The following is an 18,593-nucleotide window of genomic DNA, read 5'->3' as shown; positions in this document are numbered from 1 at the left end:
TCGTGGGTGTCGCTGTCGTGAGCCGGTCGTCAGCCCGTGATCACCAGGCCGACGATCTCGTCGTCCGAGAACCACACACGGACGTCGGGCCGTCCCCCCGCGAAGGCGGTGCGCACCGCCTGGCGGATCTCGGGGGACGGGTTGTTCAGGTTCCGCCAGCCGCCGGCCACGAACAGCCGGAGCCTCGGCGGGAGTTCCCGCGGATACGGCAGCAGTTCGTCCCAGTACCGCTCGGCCTGGCCCGAGCCGACCGAGTGCGGCAGCAGATGCGTGGCCGCCGCCTTGATGTCGGGCCGGTTGCCGATCCGCTGCGAGGCGGGCCGGCCCGGAGCGTCCTCCTGCGGCGAACCGCAGGCCCGCAGCACCGCGCGGGCCCGTTCCGGGGGCATCGCGCTCTGGCCGGCCGCCTTGAGCATGCCCTGCAACGCGGCCAGCGCGCCGACCACCACCGGCGCGGCGGCGGAGGTCCCCGAGAACGTGTCGGTGTACCAGGCGATCTCCTCGGGCCCGCCCTGGAGATCGCCGGGCCGGTCCCAGAAGCCGCCCGCGGTCGTGACCTCGCGCCCCCAGCCCTGGGCGTCCACCCGCGAGCCGTAGTTGGAGAACGCGAGCCTCGACCGGTCCGGTCCGTGATCCCGGCCGTGCGTGCCGGGCGGTGGAGCGCCCGCACCGACCAGGACGGCACCGGAGGACTGGTTGGACGGGTTGAACGGGTTGCGCCACCCGTGCGGGAACTCGTCCGGGCGGCGCTCGTAGACCGCGTCGTCGAGCGACTCGGCGCCGTTGCCCGCGGCCGCCACCACGAGGACGCCCTTGGCGGTGGCGTGCCGTACGGCCGCGAAGTCGTCCGGCCACCACTCCAGCGCGATGTACCCGCGCTGGTCGTCTCGCTCGGCGTACTCGAACCGCGGTCCCGGCCGCTGGACTTCGACCAGCACGATGTCTCCGGGCCCGAGCCGCTCGGCGGCCGCGTGGATCGCGGCCGCGGTGCCGAGGCCCCGGAAGGACGCGGCCGCGGTCACCGTGTCCGGCACGGCGCCCTGGACGCCGACGGCGTTGCCGTCGCCGCCGATCACGCCGATCACGGCCGTGCCGTGGTTGCGCCAGGCGAGATCGTCGACCGGGGTGCCGACGACGACGCCGGCCAGCTTGGCCGCCAGGTCCTCGTGGCCCAGCTGCCAGGCGCCCTCCACATCGATCACCGTGACGCCCTGCCCCGTCCCGCCGGGCCGCTGCCAGGCCCACTGGGCGTCGATGCCCTCGGGCGCGGGCCGCAAGTAGCCCTGGCGGCTGCTGAAGTCGGGGGTGACGGTCGCGCCCTCCTTCAGCCGGGGGTTCTCCTCGCTCCGCAGGGTCGCGGGCACGGCGCCCGGCTTCATGTACGCCGTGTCGACGCCCGGCAGCGCGGCGATCCGCGAGCACAGCTCCGCCGCGCGGCTCTCCCCGCCGCGCACCCGGTAGAACAGCGCGAGGTCGGGCAGGTGCTCGGCGTCCGGTGCCGCGGACTGCCGATGGCGCTCCTCGCTGCCGAACAGCGGTTCCAGGGTGAGCTGTTCGTCGTCGAGGAACATGTTCAGCGCCGACACATCGGCGCCCGCCGCCGACCGTACGCCCTCGGGCTCGGCCCGCAGCCTGGCCTCCGGGCGGGCGACGACGATCAGTTCCCGCTCCGCTCCTCGGTAGGTGAATCCCGCTCCGTCGGGACCGGGCCCGGACGCCCCCGGGCCCTGCGCCGGCTGTACCTGGTCGGTCATGAGGTACCGCTCCCTTCGGTCCGCGCGGCGTCTTCGGGAGACAACCAAGCACCGACTCGGCGAGCCGTCCAGACCGTTTTCCTCAAGTCGGTTTGAAATCAAGTTGATTGGGCAACCTGTGCAATCCGGCCGGAAACAGATGTCACGCCCTAAACCGGCCGGATGCTGTCGGGACGCTGTCGAACACCTGATGGATGCTGTGGTGGGCGCGGCCCGTGTGATGGGGTGGAGCGGTCAGTTGACCGCTGGACCGGGCAACTGCCGGTCCCTCTCGTGGAAGGGCTCCCCGTGGCCACACACGGTTCCTTCGCACATCCCCTCAGCCGCCGCAGACTGCTGACCGTCGGCGCGGTGGCCACCGGCGCCGCACTGGTCGGCGCTCCGGCCCGCGCCACCGCCGGGCCCACCCTGATCCCGCTGCCCGACGGTTTCCGCCCGGAGGGCATCACCATCGGCGGACCGTACGCCTACCTCGGCTCGCTGGGCGACGGTTCGATCTACCGCGCCGACCTGCGCACCGGCAGCGGATCGATCGTCTCGGCCGGACCCGGCACGCCCTCGGTCGGGCTCAAACTCGACGACCGCGGACGGCTGTTCGTCGCCGGGCGCGGGGAGGGCGCCCGCGTGGTGGACGCCCGCAGCGGCGAGATCCTCGCCTCGTACGTGCTGAGCTCCACGACCCCCACCTTCACCAACGACGTGTTCCTGACCCCGCGAGCGGCCTGGTTCACCGACTCCTACCAGCCCGCCCTGTACGCCCTCCCGCTCGGCCGGCACGGTCAGCTGCCGGGCGCGGACCAGGTCGTACGGATCACCCTGGGCGGTGCCTGGAGCCAGCGGCCCGGCGAGGTCGTCGACGCCAACGGCATCACCCGCACCCCCGACGGCTCGGCGCTGCTCGTGGTGCAGTCCGGGGTCGGTGCCCTGCACCGGGTGAACCCGCGCACCGGTGTGACCGAACTGGTCGACCTCGGGGACGCGGCACCGCTCGTGAACGGTGACGGACTGCTGCTGATCGGGCGGACGCTGTACGTCGTGCAGAACCGGCAGAACGCCGTGGACGTCTTCACCCTGGCCGCCGACGGCCGCAGCGGTGTCTTCCGGCGCCGGATCACCGACCCGGCCTTCGACGTGCCGACGACGGTGGCCGCGTACCGCGGGCGGCTCTACCTGCCGAACGCGCGGTTCACCACGCCCCCGACGCCGGAGACGACGTACGCGATCGTGTCCGTGCCCAAGTAGCCGTACACCGGCCGAGTCGAACGGCCGAGGGCGGTGCGCAGCCGGCGCACCGCCCTCGCTCACGGCCTCAGTCCTCCGACGACTCGTCGTCCTCGGGGTTCGGCTTCGGCGGCTTCGGCGGCCGGGTCAGACCGCTGGGGTTGTCCCGCAGATAGGTGCCGTCGGAGCCGTCCGTGGCGTGTCCGCCGGCCGACGGGCCGCCGTCCCGGCGCCGCAGATACCGCTCGAACTCCCGCGCGATGGCCTCGCCGGAGGCCTCCGGCAGCTCCGCGGTGTCCCGGGCCTCCTCCAGCGTCTGCACGTACTCGGCGACCTCGGTGTCCTCGGCGGCCAGCTGATCCACGCCCACCTGCCAGGCGCGCGCGTCCTCGGGCAGCTCGCCCAGCGGGATGCGCACGTCGATCAGGTCCTCCAGCCGGTTCAGCAGGGCCAGCGTCGCCTTCGGGTTCGGCGGCTGCGACACGTAGTGCGGTACGGCCGCCCAGAGGCTGACGGCCGGGACGCCCGCGTGCGTGCACGCCTCCTGGAGGACCCCGACGATGCCCGTCGGACCCTCGTACTTCGTCTCCTCCAGGTCCATCCGGCGGGCCAGGTCCGCGTCGGACGTGGTCCCGCTGATCGGGACCGGACGCGTGTGCGGGGTGTCGCCGAGCAGGGCGCCCAGGATGACCACCAGCTCCACGCCGAGTTCGTGCGCGAAACCCAGCAGCTCGTTGCAGAACGAGCGCCAGCGCATGGACGGCTCGATACCCCGGACGAGCACGAGATCGCGCGGCTTCTCGCCGCCGACCCGGACCACCGACAACCGTGTCGTGGGCCAGGTGATCTTCCGTACGCCGGCGTCCATCCACACCGTGGGGCGGTTGACCTGGAAGTCGTAGTAGTCCTCGGCGTCCAGCGCCGCGAACACCTCGCCCTTCCACTCCCTGTCCAGATGCGCGACCGCGGTGGAGGCGGCGTCGCCGGCGTCGTTCCAGCCCTCGAACGCGGCCACCATGACCGGGTCGATCAGCTCGGGAACCCCCTCGAGCTCGATCACCCAGCGCCTCCTTCCGACGTGCCCTCGCCTGACGACCCAACCTTACGGCGTGCGGCGGGGGCGCCCGCAGCCCCCTTGCACGGGGGAGTGAACGGATCACTGCCCCGATCGCCACCCCGGAACACCCCCCGATCCGGAGGTCCTCACAGGCCGGCGCGCAGCCACCGCTCGACGCCCGCGATGTGCACGGTCGCCCACGACCGCGCCGCCTCCGAGTCCCGGTCGCGCAGCGCGGCGAGGATCGCTCGGTGCTCGTGCAGGGTGCGGCTGACGGCGTCCTGCTGGGTCAGCCCGCGCCAGATCCGGGCCCGGGTGGTCGGCCCGGACAGGCCGTCGAGCAGGGAACAGAGCACCGAGTTGCCGGCGGCGCCCACGACGGCCCGATGGAACTGGAGGTCGCAGGCGACGAGTTCCTCCACCGAGGGTGACGGGCCGAGCCGGTCCAACTGCCCGGCCAGCTCGTCCAGTTCCCGCTCGCTGATCAGGGAGGCCGCCATGGCCGTGGCGGCCGGCTCCAGGATGCGCCGTACGGCCAGGAACTCCAGGACGGTGTCGTCGCGGTGGAAGTCGACGACGAAGCTCATCGCCTCCAGCAGCAGTTGCGGATCGAGGCTCGTCACATAGGTGCCGTCGCCCTGCCGGACGTCCAGGATCCGGATCAGCGACAGGGCGCGCACGGCCTCGCGCAGGGAGTTGCGGGACAGACCCAGCTCGGCGGCGAGTTCGCTCTCCTTGGGCAGTCGGTCGCCCGGGCGCAGCGCACCGGCGACGATCATGCCCTTGATCTTCTCGATCGCCTCGTCGGTGACTGCCACGACGTCCCCCAGTGCGCTCAGACATCCGATGTCTCGGCACAGTATGGACGCACGTACGGAGGGGGCGGCCCCCATCGGCGGGGAGCCGCCCCTCTCCCAGGACCCGGCCCTACTTCTCGTCGAGCAGGTCCTGGACCTTGGCGCGCACCTCGTCCGTGGCCAGGCCCCGGATCGTCAGCGTCGTACGGCGGCGCAGCACGTCGTCGGCCGTCTCGGCCCACTCGTTGTCGCGGGCGTAGACCACCTGGGCCCAGATCTCCGGGGCGTCGGGGTGGACGCGCTCGGCGAGCTCGGGGTTGTCGTTGGCCAGCCGGGCGATGTTGAAGGCCAGGGAGCCGTAGTGGGTGGCCAGGTGCCGGGCGGTGTCGGCCGCCATGCGCGGGCCCGGCGCCGGACGGTCCACCAGCAGGCGGTGGGCGACCGCGCGGGGGTTGGCTACACCCGGCAGCGGCAGCTTCTTCGGCAGCGAGTTGATCGGCTCGAAGTCGTCGCCCAGCGGGTGGCCCGGCAGCGCCTCCAGCTTCTTCATGATGGTGCGGCCGATGTGCCGGAAGGTCGTCCACTTGCCGCCCGCGACCGACAGCATGCCGGCGCGGCCCTCGGTGACGACCGTCTCGCGCTTGGCCTTCGCGGTGTCACCGGGGCCTCCGGGCAGCACCCGAAGACCCGCGAAGGAGTAGGTGATCAGATCCCGTGACAGCTGCTGGTCGCGGATGGAGAACGCGGCCTCGTCCAGGATCTGGGATATGTCCTGCTCGGTGACCGAGACGTCCGCCGGGTCGCCCTCGAACTCCTCGTCCGTGGTGCCGAGCAGGAGCATGTCCTCCCACGGCAGGGCGAAGGTGATGCGGTACTTGTCGATCGGGGTGGCGAGGGCGGCCTTCCAGGGCGAGGTCCGCTTCAGGACCAGATGCGCGCCCTTCGACAGCCGGATGGACGGCGCTGCATTGGGGTCCTCCATCTTGCGCAGGTGGTCCACCCACGGTCCGGTGGCGTTCAGCACCAGTCGGGCGCTGACGCCGAACTCGTCGCCGGTCGTACGGTCCTTGAGCTCCGCGCCCGTCACCCGGCCCTTGGTGAAGCGCAGGCCGGTGACCTCGGCGTGGTTGAGGACGACCGCGCCCGCCTCGACGGCCGCGCGGACCGTCATCAGCGCCATGCGGGCGTCGTTCATCTGGTCGTCGCCGTACACGGCCACGGCCTTGAGGTTCTCGGTGCGCAGCTCGGGCACGTCCTGCGCGGCCTTGGCCGGGGAGAGCAGGTGGCCGACGCCGTCACCGAACGCGGAGAGCGCGGAGTAGGCGAAGACGCCCGCCCCGAGCTTCGCCGCGCCGTGCGGCCCGCCCTTGTACACGGGGAGGTAGAAGGTGAGCGGGTTCGCCAGGTGGGGGGCCACCTGGCGGGAGACCGCACGGCGCTCGAAGTGGTTCTCCGCCACCAGCTTCACCGCGCCGGTCTGCAGGTAGCGCAGACCGCCGTGGAGCAGCTTGGAAGAGGCGGAGGAGGTGGCGCCGGCGAAGTCGCCGGCGTCGACCAGAGCCACCCTGAGGCCGGACTGCGCGGCGTGCCAGGCGGTGGAGATGCCCAGGATGCCGCCGCCGATCACGAGAAGGTCGTACGACGCCTTGGAGAGCTGCTCCCGGGTCTCGGCGCGGCTCGGGTTGAAGCCGGAGGCCGGGCGCGTCCCGAGGGCAGGCACGGACTGCAGGGTGGTCTGACTGGTCATTTCGGGTTCTTACTCCTCATCAGAACGATGTGGCCGACCTCGCGGGGAGCTCGCCGCTGAGCTCCCCGCGGGCTTCGGTCAGCTTTCGTCGTCGTCGATCCAGCCCATGGTCCGGTCGACGGCCTTGAGCCAGTTCTTGTATTCGCGGTCGCGGGTCTCCGCGTCCATGTGCGGGGTCCACTCGGCGGCCCGGCGCCAGTTGGCGCGCAGTTCGTCGGTGCTGGACCAGAAGCCGACGGCCAGGCCGGCGGCGTAGGCGGCGCCGAGGCAGGTGGTCTCGGCGACCATCGGGCGCACCACCGGTGCGTCCAGGACGTCCGAGAGCGTCTGCATCAGGAGGTTGTTGGAGGTCATGCCGCCGTCGACCTTCAGGGCCACCAGCTCGTCGCCGGAGTCCTTGACCATGGCGTCGGCGATCTCCCGGGTCTGCCAGGCGGTCGCCTCCAGGACGGCGCGCGCGAGGTGCGCCTTGGTGACGTACCGGGTCAGGCCGGCGATCACACCGCGGGCGTCGGAGCGCCAGTGCGGGGCGAACAGACCGGAGAAGGCCGGCACGAAGTAGGCGCCGCCGTTGTCCTCGACCGAGAGCGCGAGCGTCTCGATCTCGGCGGCGGTGGAGATCAGGCCCATCTGGTCGCGCATCCACTGCACCAGCGAGCCGGTGACCGCGATCGAGCCCTCCAGCGCGTAGACCGTCGGCTGGTCGCCGATCTTGTAGCCGACCGTGGTCAGCAGGCCCGCGTAGGAGTTGATGATCTTGTCACCGGTGTTCATCACCATGAAGGTGCCGGTGCCGTAGGTGGACTTGGTCTCGCCCTCGGAGAAGCAGGTCTGGCCGAACAGGGCCGCCTGCTGGTCGCCGAGCGCGGAGGCGACCGGGATGCCGCCGAGCAGCTCGCCCAGCTTGCCGCCGGTGACCTCGCCGTAGACCTCGGCGGAGGAGCGGATCTCCGGCAGGATCGCCAGCGGGACGCCGATGGACTCGGCGATCTTGTCGTCCCACGCCATGGTGTGCAGGTTCATCAGCATGGTGCGCGAGGCGTTGGTGACGTCGGTGACGTGCTTGCCGCCGTTGACACCACCGGTCAGGTTCCAGATGACCCAGGTGTCCATGGTGCCGAAGAGGATGTCGCCCGCCTCGGCGCGCTCCCGCAGGCCCTCGACGTTGTCGAGCAGCCAGCGGGCCTTCGGACCGGAGAAGTACGACGCGAGCGGCAGGCCGGTCTCCCGGCGGAAACGGTCCTGGCCGACGTTGCGGCCGAGCTCCTTGCAGAGCGAGTCGGTGCGGGTGTCCTGCCAGACGAGGGCGTTGTGGACGGGCTCACCGGTGTTCTTGTCCCACAGCACGGTCGTCTCGCGCTGGTTGGTGATGCCGATGGCCTTGATGTCGTCGCGGGTGATGCCCGCCTTCTGGATGGCGCCGGCGACGACTTCCTGGACGTTGGTCCAGATCTCGTTGGCGTTGTGCTCGACCCAGCCCGGCTTCGGGAAGATCTGCTCGTGCTCCTTCTGGTCGACGGAGACGATCCGGCCGTCGCGGTCGAAGACGATGCAGCGGGAGGAGGTGGTGCCCTGGTCGATGGCGGCGATGAAGGGGCCGGCGGTGTGGGCGTCGGTCACTGTGTGCTCCTGGAAGTCCGTGGTTGTAAGACGTGTCTACGAAGTGCTTTACGTGTCTGCCGGGCTGTACGTGTCTACCGGTGATCTAGACGAAAGCGACGTTGTAGATGCCTGCGGCGATGGCCGCGCCGAGCAGCGGGCCGACCACCGGGACCCAGGCGTAGCCCCAGTCGGAGCCGCCCTTGTTGGGCAGGGGGAGGAGGGCGTGCACGATGCGCGGGCCGAGGTCACGGGCCGGGTTGATGGCGTAGCCGGTCGGACCGCCCAGGGACAGGCCGATGCCGACCACCACGAGCGCCGTGACGAGTCCGCCCAGGATGCCGAGGCCGTCACCGGCCGCGTTCAGGCCCTGCGTGAGGACGGCGAGGACCAGCACGATCGTGCCGATGACCTCCGTGGCCACGTTCTGCCAGGCGACACGGATCTCCGGACCGGTGGAGAAGACGCCGAGGACCGGGCCCGCGCCCTGCTCCTGGGCCTCCACGGCCTTGGCGGAGGTGGCCTGGGCGCCCGGACCGCCCACGATCTCCTTGTCGGTGAGGTGGGCCTGGAACTGGCCGTAGTAGGCGATCCAGACCAGGGCCGCACCGATCATGGCGCCGAGGAGCTGGCCGCCCATGTAGGTCGGGACGTCACTCCACTCGATGCCGTTGTCCTTGATCGCCAGCGCGAGCGTCACGGCCGGGTTCAGGTGGGCGCCGGACAGGGGCGCCGAGGTGTAGACCGCCGTGAGCACCGCGAAACCCCACCCGAAGGTGATGGCGAGCCAGCCGGCGTTGCGGGCCTTGGAGGCCTTCAGCGTGACAGCGGCGCAGACGCCGCCGCCGAGCAGGATGAGTATGGCGGTACCGATGGTCTCGCCGAGGAAGATGTCGGAGCTGGACACCCGCGACTCCTTTGTCATTCGTCCAGGGGAAGCCGAACCCCGGGTCCCACCGGTGGTTCGCGCCCTCGGGGGTGAGAGCGATACCGGCCCTTGGCGTTGTCACACTCTAGCGCGTATTGCCGGTAGGTGTTCGACAATGCCGACCGATGGACGGGAGTCTTGCTCCGGCGTTACGCATGCGTCAAGGGTTCTGTTATCGAAAACGCGATCGTTATTGATCGACATGAACTATCTATGGGCGATGTCGTTACGTACCCGATCATCCCTGTTCGGCCGGGTCAGGGCATGACGAAGGCCGGAGCGCCGTCCGGCACTCCGGTGAGGGTGGGGTTCGTGGGTCAGAAGCGCCCGGCGCCCAGGTCCCGTGACACCGCGCGGGCGCAGTCCCGTACCGCGGCGATCACCTCGGGGCGCACCTCGCCGTCCTGGCACAAACGCTCCACGGCGCCCGTGACGCCCACCGCGCCGACCGGCATGCGGCGCCGGTCGTGAATGGGGGCGGCGAGGGAGGCGACGCCCTCCCAGGTCTCCTCGACGTCGGCCGCGTAGCCCCGCGCGCGTGTGACGTCGAGGAGGCGCTCGAAGTCCTCCAGCTCGCACACGGTCCGGTCGGTGAAGGCCTTGCGGTCGGCCTCCAGGGCCTCGCTGTGGGCGACCGGATCGTACGCCGACAGCACCTTGCCGAGCGCCGTGGAGTGCAGCGGCTGCATGGCGCCGATCTCCAGCACCTGCCGGCTGTCGTCGGGCCGGAAGACGTGGTGCACGATCAGCACGCCCTGCTGGTGCAGGACGCCCAGATAGACGCTCTCGCCGCTGGAGCGGGCCAGGTCGTCGGTCCACACCAGGGCGCGCGCCCGCAGCTCGTGCACGTCCAGATAGGTCGTGCCGAGGCGCAGCAGCTCCGCGCCCAGCTGGTAGCGCCCGGAGATCTCGTCCTGCTCGACGAACCCCTCCTGCTGCAGGGTGCGCAGAATGCCGTGCGCCGTGCCCTTGGCGAGCCCCAGCGAGGAGGCGATGTCCGACAGGCCGAGCCGACGCTCGCCGCCCGCGAGAAGCCGCAGCATCGCGGCCGCCCGTTCGAGCGACTGGATGTTCCGTGCCATCGCCGTCCTGCCCTCCGTCCCGATCCGCCGACCTCGACGATGCCGCTGCCGCTGTTCGGATGTTGTTGCCGTTGTTCGGCAATGCCGAACACTACCGGTCCATGCCGACCAACCGCCAATGGTCGGCAGGGATCTGTTGCGTCACTCGTATCCCGTGGGTGACCCGACCGTCATCCTCGTCCGTCCCGTGGACGCCCTGACCATCAGGTCCCGGTCCCGGCTACGCTGGCGAGGTGCGCCACCCCGCGGAGCCGACCGCAAGGGCGCAAAGCCGACAGCCGTCGCACCCCAGGGAGCCCTTTCATGGCCTCGTTGCCGCAGACCCCTTCCGCCGACAGCCGGACCCGTGTGTCCGCCCTCCGCGAGGCGCTCGCCACCCGGGTGGTGGTCGCCGACGGAGCCATGGGCACCATGCTCCAGGCCCAGGACCCCACTCTCGAGGACTTCGAGAATCTCGAGGGCTGCAACGAGATCCTGAACCTGACCCGGCCCGACATCGTCCGTTCGGTCCACGACGCGTACTTCGCGGTGGGCGTGGACTGCGTCGAGACCAACACCTTCGGCGCCAACCACACCGCCGCGGCGGAGTACGAGATCGCCGACCGGGTGCACGAGCTGTCCGAGGCGGGCGCCCGCCTCGCACGCGAGGTGGCCGACGAGTACGCGGCCCGCGACGGCCGTACCCGCTGGGTCCTGGGCTCGGTCGGCCCCGGCACCAAGCTGCCCACCCTCGGCCACGTCGGTTACGCCACCATCCGCGACGGCTACCAGGCCAACGCCGAGGGCCTGCTGGCCGGCGGCTCCGACGCGCTGATCGTGGAGACCACCCAGGACCTCCTGCAGACCAAGGCCTCCGTGCTGGGCGCCCGCCGCGCCATGGAGGCGACCGGCGTCGAGGTCCCGCTGCTGGTCTCGATGGCCTTCGAGACCACCGGCACCATGCTCCTCGGCTCCGAGATCGGCGCCGCGCTCACCGCGCTGGAGCCGCTCGGCATCGACATGATCGGCCTGAACTGCTCCACCGGCCCCGCCGAGATGAGCGAGCACCTGCGCTACCTCACCCGGCACTCCCGGATCCCGCTGCTGTGCATGCCGAACGCCGGTCTGCCGATCCTCACCAAGGACGGCGCCCACTTCCCGCTCGGCCCCGAGGGACTCGCGGACGCCCAGGAGAACTTCGTCCTCGACTACGGCCTGTCCCTGATCGGCGGCTGCTGCGGCACCACGCCCGAGCACCTGCGCCAGGTCGTCGAGCGCGCCCGCACCCTCACCCCCGGCGAGCGCGACCCGCGCCCCGAGCCCGGTGCGGCCTCCCTCTACCAGACGGTCCCGTTCCGGCAGGACACCTCCTACCTCGCGATCGGCGAGCGGACGAACGCCAACGGCTCCAAGAAGTTCCGCGAGGCCATGCTGGAGGCCCGCTGGGACGACTGCGTGGAGATGGCCCGTGAGCAGATCCGCGAGGGCGCGCACATGCTCGACCTGTGCGTGGACTACGTCGGCCGGGACGGCGTCGCCGACATGGAGGAACTCGCCGGACGCTTCGCCACCGCCTCCACCCTGCCGATCGTCCTGGACTCCACCGAGGTCGACGTCATCCAGGCGGGCCTGGAGAAGCTCGGCGGCCGCGCGGTCATCAACTCCGTCAACTACGAGGACGGCGACGGACCCGAGTCCCGCTTCGCGAAGGTCACCCGGCTCGCCCAGGAGCACGGCGCCGCGCTGATCGCGCTGACCATCGACGAGGAGGGACAGGCCCGCACCCCCGAGAAGAAGGTCGAGATCGCCGAGCGGCTGATCGAGGACCTGACCGGGAACTGGGGCATCCACGAGTCCGACATCCTCATCGACACCCTGACCTTCACCATCTGCACCGGCCAGGAGGAGTCCCGGGGGGACGGCATCGCCACCATCGAGGCGATCCGCGAGCTCAAGCGCCGCCACCCGGACGTCCAGACCACCCTCGGCCTGTCCAACATCTCCTTCGGCCTCAACCCGGCCGCCCGCATCCTGCTGAACTCGGTCTTCCTCGACGAGTGCGTCAAGGCGGGCCTGGACTCGGCGATCGTGCACGCCTCCAAGATCCTGCCGATCGCCCGCTTCGACGAGGAGCAGGTGACCACGGCCCTGGACCTCATCTACGACCGCCGCGCCGAGGGCTACGACCCGCTGCAGAAGCTGATGGCCCTCTTCGAGGGCGCCACCGCCAAGTCCCTGAAGGCCGGCAAGGCCGAGGAACTGGCCGCCCTGCCGCTGGAGGAGCGCCTCAAGCGCCGCATCATCGACGGCGAGCGCAACGGCCTGGAGGCCGACCTCGACGAGGCCCTCAAGGAGCGTCCGGCCCTCGACATCGTCAACGAGACCCTGCTGGACGGCATGAAGGTCGTCGGTGAACTCTTCGGCTCCGGCCAGATGCAGCTGCCGTTCGTCCTCCAGTCCGCCGAGGTGATGAAGGCCGCCGTCGCCTACCTCGAACCGCACATGGAGAAGTCCGACGCCGACGGCAAGGGCACCATCGTGCTGGCCACGGTCCGCGGCGACGTGCACGACATCGGCAAGAACCTCGTCGACATCATCCTGTCCAACAACGGCTACAACGTCGTCAACCTCGGCATCAAGCAGCCGGTCTCCGCCATCCTGGAGGCCGCCGAGGAGCACCGGGCCGACGTCATCGGCATGTCCGGGCTCCTGGTCAAGTCCACGGTGATCATGAAGGAGAACCTGGAGGAGCTCAACCAGCGCGGCCTCGCGGCGAACTTCCCCGTCATCCTCGGCGGCGCGGCCCTGACCCGGGCCTACGTCGAGCAGGACCTGCACGAGCTGTACGAGGGCGAGGTCCGCTACGCCCGGGACGCCTTCGAGGGCCTGCGCCTGATGGACGCCCTCATCGGCGTCAAGCGGGGCGTGCCCGGCGCGAAGCTCCCCGAACTGAAGCAGCGCAGGGTGCGCGCCGGCGCCGTACCGGTCCCGGAGGAGCGGCCGGAGGAGGGGCACGTCCGCTCCGACGTCGCCACCGACAACCCCGTGCCCACGCCGCCGTTCTGGGGCACCCGGGTCATCAAGGGCATCCAGCTCAAGGAGTACGCCTCCTGGCTGGACGAGGGCGCGCTGTTCAAGGGGCAGTGGGGTCTGAAGCAGGCCCGCACCGGTGACGGCCCGACCTACGAGGAGCTCGTCGAGACCGAGGGCCGGCCGCGGCTGCGGGGTCTGCTGGACCAGCTGCAGACCGAGAACCTCCTCGAGGCCGCCGTCGTCTACGGCTACTTCCCGTGCGTGTCCAAGGACGACGACCTGATCATCCTGGACGAGCAGGGCAATGAGCGGACCCGGTTCACCTTCCCCCGCCAGCGCCGCGGCCGCAGGCTGTGCCTGGCCGACTTCTTCCGCCCCGAGGAGTCGGGTGAGACCGACGTCGTCGGCCTCCAGGTCGTCACCGTCGGCTCCCGCATCGGGGAGCGGACGGCGAAGCTCTTCGAGGCCAACTCCTACCGGGACTACCTCGAACTGCACGGTCTGTCCGTGCAGTTGGCCGAGGCGCTCGCCGAGTACTGGCACGCGCGCGTCCGCTCGGAGCTGGGCTTCGCCGGGGAGGACCCGGGGGACATCGAGGACATGTTCGCCCTGAAGTACCGCGGCGCCCGCTTCTCCCTCGGCTACGGCGCCTGCCCCGATCTGGAGGACCGCGCCAAGATCGCCGAGCTGCTCCAGCCGGAGCGCATCGGCGTCCGCCTGTCCGAGGAGTTCCAGCTGCACCCCGAGCAGTCCACGGACGCCATCGTGATCCACCACCCGGAGGCGAAGTACTTCAACGCGCGCTGAGGGGTCCTCGACCGTTCCTCCGCCGTGTCCCGGGCCACAGCGGATAAGAAGAGCGTCGCAGCGACGCACGACGTACACTGGTCGGTCCACTGCAGGCCGGTTCCCCGTGTGGGAACCGGCCTGATCGTCCCTCAAGGAGGTGCGCCCGGATGACCAGCACGGTCCCCGCGCCAGTAACCCGTACGGCGGAGGGCTCGGCCCTGCAGGCCGTACTCCTCGACATGGACGGCACCCTCGTGGACACGGAGGGGTTCTGGTGGGACGTCGAGGTCGAGATCTTCGCCCGCCTCGGTCACACCCTGGACGACTCCTGGCGCCATGTCGTGGTCGGCGGCCCCATGAGCCGCAGCGCGGGGTTCCTGATCGAGGCCACCGGCGCCGACATCACCCTCGCCGAAATCAGCGTCCTGCTCAACCAGGGGTTCGAGGAGCGCATCGGGCTGGCCCTGCCGCTGATGCCGGGCGCCGCCCGCCTGCTGGCCGAGCTCGCCGAGTACGAGATCCCCACCGCCCTGGTCTCCGCCTCGCACCGCCGCATCATCGACCGCGTGCTGTCCTCGCTGGGCCCGCAGCACTTCGCCCTGACGGTGGCCGGCGACGAGGTGCCGCGTACCAAGCCGCACCCGGACCCCTATCTGACCGCCGCGGCCGGGCTGGGCGTGGATCCGGCCAGATGCGCGGTCGTCGAGGACACCGCGACGGGCGTAGCGGCGGCGGAGGCGGCCGGCTGCCATGTGGTGGCGGTGCCCTCGGTCGCCCCCATCACCCCGGCCCACCGGCGGACCGTCGTCGGCTCGCTGGAAGAGGTCGACCTGGCATTTCTGCGCGGTCTGATGACGGAAATGCGCTAGCCGTTCACCGAGCGTGCAACCGCGATACAGGGAAAATCCCACGAGGGTGGCGCCGACGGAATTGGTTCCGATCGGATGGCCGAATTCCGCTCAGCGCCCACACTTCTCACAGGTGTGACGTTCGCCACCCCGAGCGACCTCGACAGGTCGCACCCCATGTGCTGTTCACCCCCTTTGGGGCCCCAACTGGGCGTCTTTGTGTCCTGATTGGGGAGATGCTGCACGAATCCTTCCGCTGTCGGTTTTTCGGTGCGTCCACGCCCGGTTTCGCAGCGTGATGGAGGCCCAACTCCGGTGGCCGCGAGGGGTCCTCGGGACGCCGACTAATCTCATCGGGAGAACATCCCCCTTATCGCCGTGATCCGCCGCAACACCCCTGCATGCCGGGTACACGGACGTGACAGCTCTGGAGAAACTCGAGCATGAACCGCAAGACTTTGGTGCTGCCGGCCGTCATCGGCCTGCTGGCCCCGGTTCTCGCCGCCTGCGGCGGATCGGACAGCGGCAGCGGCGGTGGGGACGCGATCGTCGTCGGTACCACGGACGAGTTCACGGCCTCGAGTGACGCCCCGGCCCCGCTCGACCCGGCGGCCGCCTACGACGTCGGCACCTGGAACATCCTGCGCCAGACCGTGCAGACGCTGATGATCCAGCCGCGCGGCGAGGGCGAGCCCGTGCCCGAGGCCGCCGAGCGCTGCGGCTTCACCGACACCGGCAACGAGCGTTACGCCTGCACCCTGCGCGAGGGCCTGAAGTTCGCCAACGGCGACGCGATCACCGCGGCCGATGTGAAGTACTCCATCGACCGCGCGCTCAGGATCAAGGACGCAGGCGGCGTCTTCGCCCTGCTCTCCACCGTCGACACCGTCGAGACCAAGGGCGACCGCGAGGTCATCTTCCACCTGAAGACCGCCGACGCCACCTTCCCGTACAAGCTCTCCACGCCGGTCGCGGGCATCGTCGACCAGGACGCGTACGCCAAGGACAAGCTCCGCGAGGGCTTCGAGGTGGACGGCTCGGGTCCGTACACCTTCCAGGCCGAGGAGAGCGACGGCAAGCTGGTCAAGGCCGTGTTCACCAAGAACCCCAACTACACGGGGACCTTGAAGGTGAACAACGACAAGGTCGAGCTGCGCTCCTTCGCCGACGCCGACGCCATGAGCGCCGCCATCGAGAAGGGCGACATCGACCTGATGACCCGCACCATGTCGCCCGAGCAGATCCAGAGGCTGTCCACGGCCTCCGACAGCGAGGTCGACCTGGTCGAGATGTCCGGCCTGGAGATCCGCTACCTGGGCTTCAACACCGAGGCCCCGAGCGTCAAGAGCAAGGCCGTCCGCCAGGCGATGGCCCAGGTCATCAACCGCAGCGAACTGGTCAGCAAGGTCTACGGCACCCAGGCCGAGCCGCTGTACTCGCTGGTCCCGGCCAGCCTCACCGGCCACTCCAACGCGTTCTTCAACACCTACGGCGAGCCCAGCACCGCCAAGGCCAAGGCCCTGCTCGCCGAGGCGAACGTCACCACCCCGGTGAAGCTGACGCTGCACTACACCACCGACCACTACGGCGCGGGCACCGAGAAGGAGTTCGAGCTGCTGAAGGAGCAGCTCAACTCCAGCGGCCTGTTCGACGTCAGTGTCAAGGGCACCCCCTGGGAGACCTTCCGTCCCGCCGAGCAGAAGGGCGAGTACGACGTCTACGGCATGGGCTGGTTCCCCGACTTCCCGGACGCCGACAACTACCTCGCCCCGTTCCTCGACAAGGACAACTTCCTCGGCTCGCCGTACGCGAACAGCGAGATCCGCAACTCCCTGATCCCGGACTCCCGGCGCGAGGCCGACCGCCAGTCCGCGGTCGACAGCCTGACCGAGATCCAGGACATCGTCGCCGAGGACGTGCCCGTGCTCCCGTTGTGGCAGGGCAAGCAGTACGTCGCCGCCCGCGACGACGTCACGGGTACCGCGTACGCGCTCAACTCGTCCTCCACCCTTCAGTTGTGGGAGCTCGGCCGTGGCGTGAGCGGCTGACGTCTCCCGTGCCCGGGCCGTCGGGACGGCGGCCCCGATTACCGATACCGACGACAAGGCACCTGCACGTGAACATGCGCAACCAGTGGCCGGTCCTGCCCGTAGTGGCGGGGCTGGCCTCCGGCCTGCTGACCGGCTGCGGCACGGAGACCGGCGGCTCCGCGAGCGACGGCACCGCCGTGGTCGTGGGGATGTCCGACGACGTCCTCGCCACCGACCCGGCCTCAGGCTACGACCCGGGCTCGTGGCTGTTGTTCAACAACGTCTTCCAGTCCCTGCTCAGCTTCCCCAAGGGCGGCACCGACCCCGAGCCCGACGCGGCCGAGTCGTGCGCGTTCACCGACACCTCGACGAAGGTGTACAAGTGCACGCTGAAGGACGGTCTGAAGTTCAGCAACGGTGACTCGCTCACCTCGGAGGACGTCAAGTTCTCGTTCGACCGCATGCTGAACATCAACGACGACGCCGGTCCCGCGATCATGTTCCCGATGCTGGACAAGGTCGAGACCCCGGACGAGAAGACGGTCGTCTTCCGGCTGAACACCCCGGACGCCACCTTCCCGAGCAAGATCGCCTCCGGCGCCGGCTCCATCGTCGACCACCGCCAGTACGACGCGGACGGTCTGCGCGAGGACGGCCAGGCGGTCGGCTCCGGCCCCTACAAGCTCGACTCGTTCAGCGAGGACGAGGCCGTCTTCTCGGTCAACGAGCACTACACGGGCAGCGCCGCCGAGGTCAAGAACTCCGGCGTCACCATGAAGTTCTACAAGGGCGACCGTGCGGCCCTGAAGACCGCGCTGCTCGACGGCGACGTCGACATCGCCTACCGAGGCCTGAGCGCCGCCGACATCGCCGAGACCGAGAAGGCCGACGACAGCTCCAGCTCCGGCATCGAGCTCGTCGACGGCACCGGCGCCGAGGTGCAGCACCTGGTCTTCAACATGGACGACCCGGTGACCGGAAAGCTCGGGGTCCGCAAGGCCATCGCCTACCTGCTCGACCGCGACGCCCTCATCGAGGACGTCTACCAGGGCACCGCCACCCCGCTGTACTCGATCATCCCGGCGGGCATCGGCGGCCACAACACCGCCTTCTTCGACACCTACGGCGAGCGGCCCTCCAAGGCCAAGGCCGCGGCGGCACTGGCCTCCGAGGGCATCAGCGACAAGGTGAAGCTGACGCTCTGGTCGACCCCGTCGCGCTACGGCCCGGCCACCGACCAGGAGTTGAAGGCGATCGCCGGACAGCTCAACGCCAGCGGCCTGTTCGACGCCGACGTGAAGTCCGTCGCGTACGACCAGTACGAGCAGGACATCGAGGCCGGCAAGTACGGCGTGTACGTGAAGGGCTGGATCCCGGACTACCCGGACGCCGACAACTTCACGTCGCCGTTCTTCGGCAAGGGCAACGTGCTGGGCAACAACTACAGCAACGACACCATCACCGGCACGCTGATCCCGCGTACCGGCGCCCAGAGCGACCGCACCGCGACGGAGGAGGACTACGGCCGCCTCCAGGACATCGTGGCCGCGGAACTGCCCATCCTGCCGGTCTGGCAGGCCAAGCAGTACGCGGTCGTCCGGGACAACGTCTACGGCCTCGAGTCCTGCCTCGACGCCTCGACGGTGTTCCGCTTCTGGGAGCTCAGCAAGAGCAGCGACTGACCCGACGCACAGGGCGCCCGCTTCCCTTCGGGGAAGTCGGGCGCCCT

The 18,593-nt window shown here is 70.2% G+C and carries 12 protein-coding genes; 5 read left to right on the top strand and 7 right to left on the bottom strand.

Annotated elements, in window-relative coordinates:
• Positions 1-29: 29 nt before the first annotated feature.
• Complete coding sequence (locus ACWDRW_RS16350) at positions 30-1,754, bottom strand: S8 family peptidase (RefSeq protein ID WP_451723687.1); 1,725 nt, start codon at positions 1,752-1,754, stop codon at positions 30-32.
• A 288-nt stretch (positions 1,755-2,042) separates the two neighbouring features.
• Here ACWDRW_RS16350 and ACWDRW_RS16345 point away from each other — a divergent pair, with 288 nt between their 5' ends.
• Positions 2,043-2,996 carry an SMP-30/gluconolactonase/LRE family protein gene (locus tag ACWDRW_RS16345; protein ID WP_451723685.1) on the top strand — a complete coding sequence of 318 codons (954 nt, stop codon included), beginning with the start codon at positions 2,043-2,045 and terminating at the stop codon, positions 2,994-2,996.
• A 67-nt stretch (positions 2,997-3,063) separates the two neighbouring features.
• Here ACWDRW_RS16345 and ACWDRW_RS16340 read toward each other — a convergent pair whose 3' ends face one another.
• From ACWDRW_RS16340 to ACWDRW_RS16315, 6 genes are all read right to left on the bottom strand, one after another.
• Complete coding sequence (locus tag ACWDRW_RS16340) at positions 3,064-4,035, bottom strand: PAC2 family protein (RefSeq protein WP_451723684.1); 972 nt, start codon at positions 4,033-4,035, stop codon at positions 3,064-3,066.
• A 143-nt stretch (positions 4,036-4,178) separates the two neighbouring features.
• Positions 4,179-4,850, bottom strand: coding sequence for a FadR/GntR family transcriptional regulator (locus tag ACWDRW_RS16335; protein ID WP_451723683.1), 672 nt, complete (start codon positions 4,848-4,850; stop codon positions 4,179-4,181).
• A 109-nt stretch (positions 4,851-4,959) separates the two neighbouring features.
• On the bottom strand, positions 4,960-6,576 hold the full coding sequence (locus tag ACWDRW_RS16330) for an FAD-dependent oxidoreductase (RefSeq protein ID WP_451723682.1): 1,617 nt from the start codon (positions 6,574-6,576) through the stop codon (positions 4,960-4,962).
• 78 nt (positions 6,577-6,654) lie between these two features.
• Positions 6,655-8,196, bottom strand: a complete 1,542-nt coding sequence (gene glpK / locus ACWDRW_RS16325) for a glycerol kinase GlpK (RefSeq protein ID WP_451723681.1) — start codon at positions 8,194-8,196, stop codon at positions 6,655-6,657.
• A gap of 85 nt (positions 8,197-8,281) precedes the next feature.
• Positions 8,282-9,082 (bottom strand): MIP/aquaporin family protein, encoded by an 801-nt coding sequence (locus ACWDRW_RS16320; protein ID WP_451723680.1) that lies wholly within the window; start codon positions 9,080-9,082, stop codon positions 8,282-8,284.
• 338 nt (positions 9,083-9,420) lie between these two features.
• The gene (locus ACWDRW_RS16315; RefSeq protein ID WP_451723678.1) at positions 9,421-10,185 is read right to left on the bottom strand and encodes an IclR family transcriptional regulator; all 765 of its coding nucleotides are present in this window, start codon (positions 10,183-10,185) and stop codon (positions 9,421-9,423) included.
• Between the two features lie 303 nt (positions 10,186-10,488).
• On the opposite strand from ACWDRW_RS16315, the gene metH reads away from it, so the two are divergent.
• The 4 genes from metH (at position 10,489) to ACWDRW_RS16295 (ending at position 18,546) form a co-directional block, all read left to right on the top strand.
• The gene (metH, locus tag ACWDRW_RS16310) at positions 10,489-14,004 is read left to right on the top strand and encodes a methionine synthase (RefSeq protein ID WP_451723676.1); all 3,516 of its coding nucleotides are present in this window, start codon (positions 10,489-10,491) and stop codon (positions 14,002-14,004) included.
• Positions 14,005-14,153: 149 nt separating this feature from the next.
• Positions 14,154-14,855: an HAD family hydrolase gene (locus ACWDRW_RS16305; protein ID WP_451723675.1), complete on the top strand. Its 702-nt coding sequence runs from the start codon at positions 14,154-14,156 to the stop codon at positions 14,853-14,855.
• Positions 14,856-15,277: 422 nt separating this feature from the next.
• Positions 15,278-16,882 carry an ABC transporter substrate-binding protein gene (locus tag ACWDRW_RS16300; RefSeq protein WP_451723673.1) on the top strand — a complete coding sequence of 535 codons (1,605 nt, stop codon included), beginning with the start codon at positions 15,278-15,280 and terminating at the stop codon, positions 16,880-16,882.
• A 68-nt stretch (positions 16,883-16,950) separates the two neighbouring features.
• Positions 16,951-18,546, top strand: coding sequence for an ABC transporter substrate-binding protein (locus ACWDRW_RS16295; protein ID WP_451723672.1), 1,596 nt, complete (start codon positions 16,951-16,953; stop codon positions 18,544-18,546).
• Positions 18,547-18,593 lie beyond the last annotated feature (47 nt).

The organism is Streptomyces sp. NPDC003635 (assembly GCF_053587635.1).
This window is presented reverse-complemented; position numbering and strand designations above follow the sequence as displayed.

Bases quoted from the DNA above. Each gene is read 5' to 3' on its own strand.
- ACWDRW_RS16305 (WP_451723675.1), top strand. From the start codon at position 14,154: ATGACCAGCACGGTCCCCGCGCCAGTAACCCGTACGGCGGAGGGCTCG.
- ACWDRW_RS16350 (WP_451723687.1), bottom strand. From the start codon at position 1,754: ATGACCGACCAGGTACAGCCGGCGCAGGGCCCGGGGGCGTCCGGGCCC.
- ACWDRW_RS16315 (WP_451723678.1), bottom strand. From the start codon at position 10,185: ATGGCACGGAACATCCAGTCGCTCGAACGGGCGGCCGCGATGCTGCGG.
- ACWDRW_RS16330 (WP_451723682.1), bottom strand. From the start codon at position 6,576: ATGACCAGTCAGACCACCCTGCAGTCCGTGCCTGCCCTCGGGACGCGC.
- ACWDRW_RS16300 (WP_451723673.1), top strand. From the start codon at position 15,278: ATGAACCGCAAGACTTTGGTGCTGCCGGCCGTCATCGGCCTGCTGGCC.
- metH (WP_451723676.1), top strand. From the start codon at position 10,489: ATGGCCTCGTTGCCGCAGACCCCTTCCGCCGACAGCCGGACCCGTGTG.